The sequence below is a fragment of the Schaedlerella sp. genome (genome assembly GCF_056796775.1).
Genome location: NZ_JBQIKP010000058.1, coordinates 1 through 12573, shown reverse-complemented (window position 1 = coordinate 12573; position 12573 = coordinate 1). Strand labels below are relative to the sequence as shown.

General features: G+C 54.8%; 12 protein-coding genes. All 12 read right to left on the bottom strand.

Annotated features, from left to right (window positions below):
- Positions 1–29: 29 nt before the first annotated feature.
- On the bottom strand, positions 30–884 hold the full coding sequence (locus tag ACTOY7_RS18755) for an SAM hydrolase/SAM-dependent halogenase family protein (protein ID WP_160283590.1): 855 nt from the start codon (positions 882–884) through the stop codon (positions 30–32).
- Positions 885–925: 41 nt separating this feature from the next.
- Positions 926–1936, bottom strand: a complete 1011-nt coding sequence (locus ACTOY7_RS18750) for a nucleoside hydrolase (RefSeq protein ID WP_482671329.1) — start codon at positions 1934–1936, stop codon at positions 926–928.
- 345 nt (positions 1937–2281) lie between these two features.
- Positions 2282–3268 (bottom strand): Gfo/Idh/MocA family protein, encoded by a 987-nt coding sequence (locus tag ACTOY7_RS18745; RefSeq protein ID WP_300884959.1) that lies wholly within the window; start codon positions 3266–3268, stop codon positions 2282–2284.
- Positions 3269–3410: 142 nt separating this feature from the next.
- Complete coding sequence (locus tag ACTOY7_RS18740; protein WP_300884957.1) at positions 3411–4016, bottom strand: TlpA family protein disulfide reductase; 606 nt, start codon at positions 4014–4016, stop codon at positions 3411–3413.
- A gap of 229 nt (positions 4017–4245) precedes the next feature.
- Positions 4246–4530 (bottom strand): 4Fe-4S dicluster domain-containing protein, encoded by a 285-nt coding sequence (locus ACTOY7_RS18735; RefSeq protein ID WP_160283587.1) that lies wholly within the window; start codon positions 4528–4530, stop codon positions 4246–4248.
- Positions 4517–6487, bottom strand: a complete 1971-nt coding sequence (locus ACTOY7_RS18730) for an FAD-dependent oxidoreductase (protein ID WP_482671328.1) — start codon at positions 6485–6487, stop codon at positions 4517–4519. The genes ACTOY7_RS18735 and ACTOY7_RS18730 overlap by 14 nt, the downstream gene beginning before the upstream one ends.
- Before the next feature lie 26 nt (positions 6488–6513).
- Entirely contained in the window at positions 6514–7473 is a 960-nt protein-coding gene (locus ACTOY7_RS18725) for an ABC transporter ATP-binding protein (RefSeq protein WP_300824478.1), read from the bottom strand.
- 11 nt (positions 7474–7484) lie between these two features.
- Positions 7485–8456, bottom strand: a complete 972-nt coding sequence (locus ACTOY7_RS18720) for an ABC transporter ATP-binding protein (protein WP_160283584.1) — start codon at positions 8454–8456, stop codon at positions 7485–7487.
- 36 nt (positions 8457–8492) lie between these two features.
- Positions 8493–9359, bottom strand: coding sequence for an ABC transporter permease (locus tag ACTOY7_RS18715; protein WP_300824480.1), 867 nt, complete (start codon positions 9357–9359; stop codon positions 8493–8495).
- Complete coding sequence (locus tag ACTOY7_RS18710; RefSeq protein ID WP_160283582.1) at positions 9352–10302, bottom strand: ABC transporter permease; 951 nt, start codon at positions 10300–10302, stop codon at positions 9352–9354. The genes ACTOY7_RS18715 and ACTOY7_RS18710 overlap by 8 nt, the downstream gene beginning before the upstream one ends.
- Before the next feature lie 16 nt (positions 10303–10318).
- Positions 10319–11875 (bottom strand): ABC transporter substrate-binding protein, encoded by a 1557-nt coding sequence (locus ACTOY7_RS18705; RefSeq protein WP_482671327.1) that lies wholly within the window; start codon positions 11873–11875, stop codon positions 10319–10321.
- Between the two features lie 74 nt (positions 11876–11949).
- Positions 11950–12408, bottom strand: a complete 459-nt coding sequence (locus tag ACTOY7_RS18700) for a hypothetical protein (RefSeq protein WP_300884948.1) — start codon at positions 12406–12408, stop codon at positions 11950–11952.
- Positions 12409–12573: the final 165 nt, after the last annotated feature.

Genomic DNA, 12573 nt, shown 5'->3' with positions numbered 1-12573 from the left:
GACGGCAGGCAAAAAGCCGGTGCTGCCTCTCAGCCCCGGGAATCCTTCCGGATGGCGATATGCCAGCTGTTCCCGGTTCCGATATTGTAAGCCCTTGCAAAGCTTCCCTGATTGATCGCCACCGCCATGCAGTTCAGGGAGTTCATATACAGCAGCGGTTCCCCGACATACACATCCGCGAAGGAATGGCCGTATACCATGGTATTGCGGTACAGTGTCCTGGTGTCGTTGCTGATCATCACTTCCACCCGCTCCCCGAACTCGATGCCCAGCTTTTTGAACAGCTCGATGGGGATGTTGGACCACAGGCTTCCGAAACGCACATCCAGCACGTCAATGGTACCCTGCACGCCGCCGTCCTCGGTCTCCTTTGCCGGGATCGTTGGCAGCTCCAGAACACTTTCCGGATCCATCTCCTCTCCTACCTGGTCAAATGTGATCTCCCCGGAGGCCAGCTTTGCCCCGGTAAATGCATAGACGTCCCGGCCATGGAATGTATAGGATTCCTCCGAACCCGAACGGCGGTTCTTGGATTCGTCGATCACCCGGACCGCCTCAATCCCCAGATTCCTCTTTACAAAGGTCAATGTGCCGTTATCCGGAGTCACCACGTACTGCCCGGTTTTGGTCTTTGCGACGATACTCCTTCTCGTGGAGCCCACGCCCGGATCCACCACCGATACAAATACGGTTCCCTCCGGCCAGTAGTTCACCGTCTGGATCAGACGGTAGCTGGCTTCCCATGTGTTGTAGGGTTCGATGCCATGGGTCAGGTCATAGATCTTCAGATCCGGCGAGACCCCGTAGGCCACCCCGTACATGGCGCTCACCGCCCCGTCCTCCATGCCGAAATCCGTCTGGAACACCAATGCGTTTTTTTCCATTACTTTCTTCTCCTTTTTAAATTTTCCATGGGCTTGACGCGTTACAGATAGAGTTTTCTGATCAGGTCTGTCATGAGCGCGTCCCGCTCAATACGGTATACGTATCTCATAGTATGCCTTTCCTTTGAAAATACATACCTCATCGGATCAAGCCCGTTCGTCTCATCAAAGCAGGAAGCCCCGGATATCCTCCGGGAAGCCTCTGAATCTCCCACGATCTCCGGACAGGATACAAGCCGGTCGTTCATAAAGCGCTGCCCGTCATTGAGCAGCCAGGCCACCGCCGTCACGTCCCAGATCACCTTTGCCCAGGCCGTGCCTGACGCCCATTCTTCCACTGCTTCAATGGCATATCCGGCCAGATAATCCGCCAGCGGATTCTTTCCTATAAAGTACTTCTCCAACTCCGGCCTGCTGATCGAGAAGCTCTCCACCACGCCCCAGCATGGCAGCTGAACCAACGGTACCCCGCTGTCAAACAGGATCTGTGCGGCAGCCGGATCCTCCGCCAGATTAAACTCCTCCATCTCCTCACAATGAAAGGCGCTTCCTCCCAGCCAGACGACTACCATCCGTTCTGTGATCTTCGGCTCACATAAAATTGCGGAGGCTATATTGGTTGCCGCCGCAATTCCAATCACATATAAAGGATTCTCTGCCGAATGCGTCATCGCCCTTCGGATCAGATCCTCCGAAGCTTCAGAAACCGCCGGAGCGATCCTGTTCTGCTCTTCCTGAGCGGATCTCCCGGTATGTTCCAGAAAGCGCTCCGCTCCTTTGTACACCTTTGCCTGATATTCCGGAGTGCCTGCCAGCTCCAGGAGCTTTAAGATCTCCTGATAGCTTTTCTCCATCCCGTCCTTGGGCGTATCCGCCTTTTCATTCAAAAAAGGCGCCGCATAAATGGCCTGCAGCCGGAGCCTGTCCGGATTCCGAAGCAGATATGCCAGCGCAAACTGGTCGTCCACCTCATTAAATGTATCTGTATCAATCACCACATCGACCGGATGCTCCGGACACTGCATCATGCGGATCCTCTGAGCCTCTTCCAAATAGCAGCACCTCCATACAGATTGTGCAATGTGTTCACAAAACACTTTTTATGTTCGTTTTCTTGTAGCACTTATACTATTTTAGTCTTTTCTGAGTCATCTGTCAACATGTTTTGCCCGCCCCATCACTGAATTGGCCGGATGCCGGTTACATGTCACACCCCGACCAATCACCACGCTGATTGGTCGTGAGGATGCACATAAAAGCTGCTATTCAGGCCGCCCATTGCCGAAGGCAATTTTAAATGGCGGCCTGAGTTACATGTCACACCTGGTCAAGGTGTGACATGTAACGGATGCCATGCGGCAAGCGCGCGACATCGTGTGAACAGTAACCACTATCTATCAATCCCCCGGAAACAGGATCCCCGCCTTCTTTCTGGCTTCTTCCAGAATCTCGATCACATGGATCATTACATCCAGCCGCCCATACACTGCCTCATAGTCCCCGGCAAGCATATACTCTGTGAGCTTCTGGACCTCATAGAACCGCCATTCCGGGTTGTCCTGCCAGTCAAAGGTCTCCTCTGAATCCTTTGTGACCACCCGGATCTCCGCAAGTCCGTTGCTCCCGTCCCGGATATAGATATGTCCCTTCTCGCCTTCGATCTGGAAATAGTTTACGCCCCAGGTATCCTTCGCCCCTGCCGAGCTGCTGACAAATCCGTCATACTGCATGATCAGTACCCCGGAGGTATCCGCCAGTTCCCCACAGCGGTTGGGATAATAGACCGATGACATCGGCTTTCCGAACAGCGCCGCGTTCAGGTATACATTATAAAAATTGATATCCATCAGGCACCCGCCGCCATATTCCGGATTGAATACATTGGGCACCTCCCCCTGCAGCACAAGGTCATAGCGGCTGGAATACTGGCTGTAATTCCCAAGCACCAGCCTGACCTTCCCCACCTTCGGCAGTTCCCTTTTCAGCACCTCCAGATTCGGCAGGAATGCGGTGGGTACGGCATCTGCCAGAAACAGACGCTTTTCCTTCGCCAGAGCCGTCAGTTCCCTTGCCTGGTCTGCTTTTGTACAGAAGGGCTTCTCGCAGATCACATGCTTTCCCGCCAGGAGCGTTTTTCTAGTCTGCTCATAATGCAGCAGGTTCGGCGACGCGATATAGACCGTATTCATCTCCTCATCCGCCAGAAATGCATCCAGATCCGTATAAACCCGGTCTGCCCCGTATTCTGCCGCAACCTGCCTTCCCTTTTCCTCCGTTCTGGAATAGACGGCGGTGAGCCGGATCCCATCTGTTACATTTACCTGATCCAGTATGGTGTGTACGATCGAACCGGAACCGATGGTTCCCAAACATAATTCTTTCATGCAGCCTTCTCCTTTCTACTCTCTGCCTCTGATGAAATAAGCTCAAAAGTTCTTAGGATCCCCGCTTGATAAGTACATTCCTTTTTTTGAAAATCATCAGACGGGTCTGTGGTCTGCTGTTCTGAGCAGTGACAATCCTTCTCTAGCTTTCCGGGCTTTCCTCGAGAATCCCGTCAATGATCTCCTTCCACGCCGCTTTATCCCTGGCTCCCACAACGGTATCCAATATCTTCCCATCCTGGCCGATAAAAAATGTCGTCGGCACCGCCGATACGCCGGAAAGCAGCCCGTCATTCAAGGACTCATTCAGCAGCAGATGCGGATAGTCTGCTTCGGTCTGTTCGATCAGCACCTCCACAAGCTCCAGTTTCTCTTCGTCCGCCCCTTCCGGCACATTGCTGACGATCCCGATCAGCTGAAAGTCCTCCTTGTCGTACTCCCGCGCAAGTTCTCCCAGCTCCGGCATCTCATTCAGACAAGGACTGCAGTAGGTTGCCCATACATTGACCATCGTGAGTCTGGACCCCGAAAAAATCTCCGACGTAACCGCGTTTCCCTCCATGTCATTTCCCTCAAAATCCGGTACTGCAGAAGAGTCCTTTTCCTCCTGCTCTGATACGCTTTCTGTATCCTGCCGCACAGCGCCCTCTTCGCTTTCCCCCGCGTCCGTACCTCCCGCGCAGCCGCACAGCAGGCTCACTGCCAGAATACAGGACAGCAGACACTTCTTGTAATACTTCTTCATCATAATATCCTCCTCGTATAGCCTGTGACCACTCCCTCCAAGGTCAGCAGCCGGATCCTCTTATCCAGGCTGCCTGATCTGTTTTATTGTAGCAAATCTCTGATTTAGAGTCAATTTTCTTTTTCAGACAAAAGACAAAAGACTGCGGGATCCGCTTGCTCATCCCGGATCCCGCAGTCCTTTTTTTCTGTAGTTTTACGCTCATTGCGCATATGGCAGATTGATCTGGCACTCAGTATAACACCTGTTTCACCGGCACAAACTTCGCCCGGTTCATCAGCGGATGCACCAGCCGGATTGCCCCCGGCTTCGGACATACCATCACACATGCCCCGCAGTAATAGCATTCTCCCGGATACATCACCGCCGGGTGCTCCCCTTCCTTTCCGGGCGGGAGCAGGATGTCACACTGACACACATCCGCGCACCGGCCGCAGCCGATACAGAGCTCCGGGTCATATCGAATCGGTTCGGTACTGCACGGAGACGGCTCTGCTGTAAATTCAACCTTTCTCATATCCCGCGGCCTCCCTCTCTCTGATATAATCTCCATTGCGCTTCTCATATTCTTCCCGCAGATCTCCGAAGAAGTCCAGAGGCACATCCCGGGTACATACCGCGCCGTCCTCCTGCCGGATGACGATGTGCCGCCGTTCTTCTTCCTTCTCCATCTCCGGATAATCGCCGCGCCGGAAACACAGCGGCTCTGAGCTTGCTTTCCGCTCCAGCGACGCATGCAGTACGATCTGCGCCACCGTCAGGATGTCCAGCACTTCATGGGTGCGCATCAGTTCATGTGGGTTGGACGCAAAAAGCCTTGGAACGATCTCTGTCTCAAAGCTTTTCAAAAGATCCAGCCCTTCTCTTAACAGCGTCTCGCACTTCACCCCGCCGCAGTAATTCTGCATGGCCTTGGCAATGGCCATGTTCAGTTCCTTCCATCCCATGCCCTTTTCCCGGCTTACATAAAGTGGCTGGTATAACCGCTTTTTCTCCGCTTCTATGTCCTCTCCAGGCACCTCTGAAAGCGCCTCTGTCCGGGCAGCCGCGTCCGCAGCCTTTCTTCCCGCGTAATACCCGGTAGCGCAGGCAAAGCCCGCGCAATCCGAGGCATAGAGCTGGTCGCCCGCGGCATAGATCCCCTCCAGATTTGTTTTCAGATCCCAGTCATGCATCAGTCCCCCCGGCGCGCCGAAGAACTGCCGTTCCTGCTCCAGGAAGCTGGCGGACTGCCAGCCTGTTCCATAGCTTTGGAGCATATGCTTTTTGGGGTCAAAGCCCCGTTCCGTATAATTCTGAAAAATGGGGATCTTGGTTTTCGCCTCTTCTCCCACCATCATGCCCCAGATGACCCTCCGCTCCTCCTCGGGCATCCGGCTTAAGTCCGCATAAAAGGGCAGCTGATAGCCCCGCTCCATAAGAGTTTCAAAGTCCAGCGTCTCAGGGCCTCTGTATTCATATTTGGGATTGTCGATGACGCCCCCTTTCAGGAAAAATTTCTGTCCGGGCGCCGGATCATACCGCTGGGACACGGTTTTCAATTCGTTTCCGTCCCGGTCTACATAAGGGATCTCCACTCCTCTGGCATCCACCATCGTGGCCGCGTACCAGGTGTTGTGGTTGTTCCCCGCGCCGTAAGGAGGAAAGCTTCTGCCTGCCGCGGAAAATTCGGCCCGCACGGATTTTTCCATCATCGTAAATTCCATCCCGGCCCGCCAGCCCATGGCGTGTCCGCTTCCAATGCTCTGTAAGGGGCGAAATTCACACAGCCCGGTCAGATCCGGATCAAAGAGCCACACCCTTGCCGGCCTGGACATGGCAAGTACCGTAGCCTTCGCCCGGAAAATATAGAACTTCCCGGTATGCACATCCATTCCGAAAGCTCCCGCGCCCCGCCTGTTTCCCTTTTCTCCCGTCAGGATCAGGCCGGTGGCTTCCGTCCGTTCCAGGACCCGGATGCCCAGCCGCTTCATTTCCTTCGCCAGGGCGGGCTTGAAGGTGGAGCCCCAGACCCGGATAGTAAATTTGTTCTTATAATCATAGGCAAACATCAGCTTGCTCTTCTCATCCCGGAACCTGGCCCCTGCAAATTCATCTTCCGTATCCCGGATCTTCCCGCCGAATGCCTCCAGATCCAGAAGCCGGTCATATCCTTCCCGGCACTCGATATAATGGGCGATCCCATTGCTGTACCCGTCCTGCTCCCGGACATAAGCCCCGGCGATCTCCTCCGGAGTGACACCGGAGCAGGGATTGGTGCAGGCCGATTCCCAATGGTCAAAACCGGTTCCGGCGGCTCCGCTTTTCTCCACCGCCCCCTTTTCCACCAGGGTCACCGACTGCCCCTTCCTGGCCGCCGCAATGGCCGCAAAGCAGCCGGACAGGCCGCCGCCCAGGACCAGCACGTCGCTGTCGATGGTCTCCTCCTGGTCCATTTCATTTTGATAAGGCCATTTATATTCTACTTTACTCATTCAAACTCTCCTGAATCTTCCATTTCTCAGATCTCATGCGCCCCGCGGCATGCCGCAAAATGTCCTTCTCCTGCTTCCTTCAGCGGGATCTCTCCCTGCCTGCAGGCATCCACGACATAGGGGCAGCGCGCCGCAAAACGGCAGCCGGGCGCAGGATTCACCGGGCTGGTAACCTCGCCCTGCAGAAGCTCTCTCTCCTTATGGCAGGATTCCACACTGGGAATCGGGATTGCCGCAAGCAGCGCCTTCGTATAGGGATGCGCCGGATTAGAGAACATTTCCTTTGCTTCCGCACGCTCCACACATTTTCCAAGGTACATAACCATGATCTCATCCGAAATATGCCGCACGGCGGAAAGGTCGTGGGTGATGAATACATAGGTCAGCCCCATTTCTTCCTGGAGATCCATCAGAAGATTGAGGATCTGGGCCTGGATCGACACGTCCAGCGCCGAAACCGGCTCATCGCATACCACAAATTCCGGCTCCAGAATGAGCGCCCTCGCGATCCCGATCCGCTGTCTCCTTCCTCCGTCCAGCTCATGGGGATAGGCTGACGCCAGGCGGCTTGCAAGCCCGACCGTATCCATCATACGGCTCACCTTTTCGTCCACCTCCGCCCTGGATCCGCAGGTTTTGTTCACCAGCAGCGGTTCGGCGATCAGCTGGCGTACATTCATACGCCCGTTCAGGCTGGCGTAAGGGTCCTGGAAGATCATCTGGATCTTCGGCCGGATCTTCTTCATTTCCTTTTTCCCCAGCTTGGAAAGCTCCGTGCCCTTGAACAAGATCTCCCCGTCCGTCAGGGGATCCAGACAGAGAAGGGTCCGGCCAAGGGTGGATTTCCCGCAGCCGGATTCCCCCACGATCCCAAGGGTCTTGCCTTTTGCTATGGAAAAGCTCACATCATCCACCGCATGAAGCATCCCCGCCGGCGTCCGGAAATATTTTTTCAGATGGTTCACCTCTATCAGATTTGATTCCATGATTCACCTCCTCACTGCCCCGCAAGATGGCAGCGGATCTGATGTCCTTCCTGCTCCCATACCGGCGGCGCCTCCTGCCGGCACTTCTGTGTACAGCGTCCGCACCGGGGCGCAAACCAGCACCCTTGCGGTTTTTCCGTGGGATCCGGCATCAGCCCTTCGATCGGCTTCAGCCTTTTGCTGTCCCCGGTCAGGCTGGGCAGGGAACGGAACAGTCCTTCCGTATACGGATGGTGCGTCTCTCCTGTAAAGATATCCCGCAGGCTGCCGTATTCCACGATCTCTCCGGCGTACATAATAGCCACCTTGTCGCAGGTCTCCGCCACCACGCCCAGGTCATGGGTGATCATGATGACGGAGGTCTTGTATTTCCTCTGCAGGTTGCAGATAATGGTCAGGATCTGGGCCTGAATGGTCACATCCAGGGCGGTGGTAGGCTCATCCGCGATCAGCAGATCCGGGTTGCAGATCAGCGCGATCGCGATCACCACCCGCTGACGCATACCGCCCGAAAACTGGTAGGGGTATTCTACCTTCCGTTCCTTCGGAATCCCTACCAGCTCCAGAGTTTCCTCCACCTTTTCCTCAATCTGTGCCTGGGACAGATTGTCCTCATTGTGGAGATATACCGCCTCTCCGATCTGCTTCCCGATGGGCAGCACCGGATTCAGCGCGGTCATGGGATCCTGGAAGATCATGGAGATCTTGCTCCCCCTGACCTTCAGCATATCTTGTTCGTTCAGCTTTAGAAGGTTCCGGTCCTGAAACCGGACCTCCCCATTTGTGACCCGTGCCGTCCGTTCCGGCAAAAGTCCCAGGATCCCAAGGGCGGTAGTTGTCTTTCCCGCCCCCGTCTCTCCTACCAGTCCCAATGTCTCACCGGCATCCAGCGAAAAGCTGATCCCATTGACCGCATACACCGTCTCCAGATCCGTTTCATATTGAATGGCAAGATTTTTCACATCTAACACTGTCTTTTTCATTGCTGTTCTCCTTCATCAAGAAAGCGCATAGGGATTTCAGTCCTTCAGCTTTGGATCCAGCGCGTCGGTCAGTCCGTCTCCCACCAGGTTAAAGGACAGGGAGCTTAAAATAATAAACAGCCCCGGAAACACCAGCAGGTAGGGCGAGGTAAAGATATAGGTCTGCGCCGCGGACAAAAGCGCCCCCCATTCCGGAGACGGCGGCTGAATGCCCATACCGATGAAGCTTAAGCCTGCCGCGGACAGGATCATATCGGAGATCGCCATCGTCGTATTGACAATGATGGGCCCCATGGCGTTGGGCAGCACATACCGGAAAATGATCCTGGCGTTGGATGCCCCGTAGGACCGGGCCACCTCCACATAGTCCTGCTCCGCCACCGTCAGCACCACCGACCGGATGAGCCGGACATTGCCCGGAATGCAGGAAATGGTAATGGCAACAATCAGATTGCGCACACTGGTACCAAGCGCGGCCACTACAGCCAGGGACAAAAGGATCGGCGGAACGCACATGAACACATCCACGATCCGGCAGATCACGTTGTCCACCATGCCTCCGAAATATCCGGCGCTGGCCCCCAGTACCGCGCCTGCGGCCAGCGCCATCAGGCTGGTTGCCACGCCGATAAACAGGGAATACCTGGAGCCGTGCACCACCCTGGCAAAGAGATCTCTGCCAAATTCATCGGTGCCGAAGAAATGCGCCGCCGAGGGTCCCTGCAGACGGTCCGCCCCGACCTGCTCCACACATCTGGCGTAAGGTACGATCAGGTCAGCAAACAATGCCATGCCCACCAAAAGTACCAGGATGAGCAGCCCTGCAACGGCGGATTTATTTTTCCGAAAGCGGCGCCAGAATTCCGCAAACTGTTCTCTTGTTCTGGAATGACTGTTATTCACGGCGCTTCCCTCCATTCTGATATTTTGCCTTGATCCTGGGATCGATAAAGGCATACAGCACGTCCACGATCAGAATGATGAGGCTGAACAGGACCGCCAGAAATAACGTCGCTCCCATCACCACCGGAATATCCTTCTGCCGGATTGCCGTGGTGATCAGCGTCCCCATGCCCGGCATGGCAAATACGGTCTCTGCGATAATCGCTCCTCCTAAGGACGCGCCGAAGCTGGTTCCCAGGGTGGTGACTACCGGAAGCAGCGCGTTTCTCAGGGCGTGCTTCCAGATGATCCGCTTCTGGGAGGCCCCCTTCGCCCGGGCCGTGCGGATGTATTCCTGGCGCACGGTCTCCAGCATGGCGGAACGGGTCAGACGCAGAAGCCCTGCCGCCGAGGTCATGCAGACCGTGATGGACGGCAGGATAAACGCTTTCAGGCTGCCCGCCCCGTAGGACGGCAGGATCCCTAACTTCATGGAAAACAGAAGCATCAGCATCAGCCCCAGCCAGAAGCCCGGGATCGAAGCAAAGATCAGGGCCACCACCACCAGCGTCTGGTCCAGCGCCGTGTACTGCCTGACCGCGGACAGGATACCGAGGGAGATCCCGATTACCGAAGCCGCGGACATGGAGATCAGTGTCAGCAGAAATGTATTCGGAAAACGTGCCATAATATCATGGATGACCGGCTGCCTGCTCTGGTAGGAATTGCCCAGGTCAAAGTGCAGTACCACATCGCCGATATAATTGAAAAACCGGATAAAAAATGGTTTGTCATAGCCAAATTCCGCATTCAGCGCGGCAATATCCTCCGGCTTCGCCGTGATCCCCAGGATGATCGAGCCCGGATCCCCCGGTGTCAACGAGAGGATGGTAAACACAAGAAATGCCACTCCCAGAAGAACAGGGATCATGTATAACAGGCGTTTGGCAACATATTTATACATAGAATGAACAGCCTCCTTATTTCCAGCTGAAATTGTAGATTGAGTAAATCCCTTCATACGGGAATTCCTGGCAGTCCAGGCCGCTGTTGTGGGCATAGAGCGTCAGCGGATTGCACAGAACCGCATAGATCGCTTCGTCCTGCGCCTTGGTCAGGATCTGGTCAAAAATCTCCGCCCTTGCGTCTGTGTCCGCCTCGGTCCGCGCCTGTGAAAACAGGCTGTCCATCTCCTCATCAGAGTACCGAGCATTGTTCGCCGTGCCGATGTAGTCCGTGGTAAATGCCATTTCCAGCTGCTGGGAATCTCCGTCCAGAGTCATTTCCAGAGCCGTGATGTCGTAGTTTCCGCTGGTCAGGTCATCGATGTACGCATTAAATTCTTTGACGTCAATGGTCACGTCCAGTCCCACTGCTTTCAGATCGTTCTGGATCACCGTCGCGATGTTGGAATATTTTTCCGCAACCAGGATCGTCCCCAGGTCATAAGGCGATGTGATGCCCGCTTCCTTCAAAAGCTTCTTCGCCTGCTCCGGGTCGTATGTATACTGGGGCTGGTCCTCGGAATATCCGAACCGGTCTTTGGAGCAGATGTTGGAATTGACCTCTGCCTCGTCATCATAGCAGACCGCAACTACATTTTCCCGGTTCACTGCGTAATTGATGGCCTGGCGCACCTTCACGTCATCGAAGGGAGCCTTTTCCGTATTCATGGACACATAGGTAAATCCGGAATTGCCCACCTCTTCCACCTGGATCGCGTCATCGCCTGAGAGCTGCGCAATGGTGGAGGATTCAATAGTGGCAAAATCAATCTCCCCGGTCTTCAGCGCAACGGCTGTGGTAGACTGATCCGGGATCACCTCAAAGGTCACGTTCTTGATCGCCGCCTCGCCTCTGTAATAACCGTCATAGGCTTCCAGAGTCACCTTGCTGCCCTTTTCTCTTCCTACATATTTATAAGGTCCGCTTCCCACCGGCTGATTTACAAAGTCATCCTCCGACTTCTCATAATACGCCTTCGAAGCAATGGATACCTGGCAGACTCCCAGCAGGAACGGAGAATAGGGCGCGTCCAGATGGCACACCACCGTTGTGTCGTCCGGCGTCTCCACACTCTCCAGGCCGATCACCTGGGCTCCCTGGTATTCCGAAGCCATATAAAGCTCCAGAGAAAACTTTACATCGGCGGAGGTCAGCGCCGTTCCGTCGTGGAAGGTCACGTCATCCCGCAGCTTGAACGTATAATCCATGCCGTCCTCGCTGATCTCATAGTCCTCGGCAATCCTTGGCTCCGGATCGTGCGCTCCGTCCGGATTCATGAACATCAGCGGATCATAAATCTGGCTTAAAATGGTGTGCTCCACCGTAGTACTGAAGTCCGACGGGTGAAGGGTATCCACGTCCACATCTGTGGCAATGGTAATGGAATCCTTCCCCGCGGAGTCTGCTCCCGCATCCTCCCCTGTGCCGGAACCGCCGCCGGACTGTCCCTGAGACTGCCCGCCGGAGCCGCCGCATCCCACCAACGCCGCGGCCAGCACAGCCGCCAGCAGCATCACTGCTTTCTTTTTCATTTCATTCATCCTCCTCTTTTCCTACTGTGCTTCTCTTGGTCAAAACGGAAACTCATACTGTGAAAATGCGTTAATCAGATCAATGCCTGCTTCAATATCTTTTTTCGATACCACGGCGCTCTGGCTGTGGGGATATCTTGTTTATCTATATACAGCTTTCCCGAGTTATTGGCCGCCTCTTCGATGGTTCCCTGACAGCTCACCACCCCGGTCATCCCGTTTCGGAACCGTACCCGGCTGTTGTAGGCAGATCCGGTCCAGTTCCAGCCCAGGCTGCAGACCCGCAGCCTCCCGTCCGATTCAATCTTCTTTACCATGAACCCGATCTCATCCATATGCGCGGCAAACATGATCCGTTTCCCCTTGCCGCCGCCCGTGCCCTTTTTCCGCACGATCAGGTTCCCCACCGCATCCTTGATGATCTCATCCGCATAAGGGGCCGCTTCCTTTTCAATGAAGGCGGCGACCTCCTTCTCATACCCGGAGACACCCCAGAGCTGGGTCAGTTGTTTTAACAGATTCTCATCCCTCAAATTGATGAACCTCCTTTTTTCTTAACTTCCGATTTTATGGCATTCTGCTATGATACTTTTTCACAATAAACGACCCCGCAGCAAGCTGCGGGGTATTGAGAGAGGTCGCCCCACTACATATAGTCGAATATGCTATACTGCTTTGCCTCCGGTTCTTTTTTATAT

Coding starts and splice junctions, on each gene's coding strand:
- ACTOY7_RS18755 (WP_160283590.1), bottom strand. CDS start 884: ATGGAAAAAAACGCATTGGTGTTCCAGACGGATTTCGGCATGGAGGAC.
- ACTOY7_RS18745 (WP_300884959.1), bottom strand. CDS start 3,268: ATGAAAGAATTATGTTTGGGAACCATCGGTTCCGGTTCGATCGTACAC.
- ACTOY7_RS18740 (WP_300884957.1), bottom strand. CDS start 4,016: ATGATGAAGAAGTATTACAAGAAGTGTCTGCTGTCCTGTATTCTGGCA.
- ACTOY7_RS18735 (WP_160283587.1), bottom strand. CDS start 4,530: ATGAGAAAGGTTGAATTTACAGCAGAGCCGTCTCCGTGCAGTACCGAA.
- ACTOY7_RS18730 (WP_482671328.1), bottom strand. CDS start 6,487: ATGAGTAAAGTAGAATATAAATGGCCTTATCAAAATGAAATGGACCAG.
- ACTOY7_RS18725 (WP_300824478.1), bottom strand. CDS start 7,473: ATGGAATCAAATCTGATAGAGGTGAACCATCTGAAAAAATATTTCCGG.
- ACTOY7_RS18720 (WP_160283584.1), bottom strand. CDS start 8,456: ATGAAAAAGACAGTGTTAGATGTGAAAAATCTTGCCATTCAATATGAA.
- ACTOY7_RS18710 (WP_160283582.1), bottom strand. CDS start 10,302: ATGTATAAATATGTTGCCAAACGCCTGTTATACATGATCCCTGTTCTT.
- ACTOY7_RS18705 (WP_482671327.1), bottom strand. CDS start 11,875: ATGAAAAAGAAAGCAGTGATGCTGCTGGCGGCTGTGCTGGCCGCGGCG.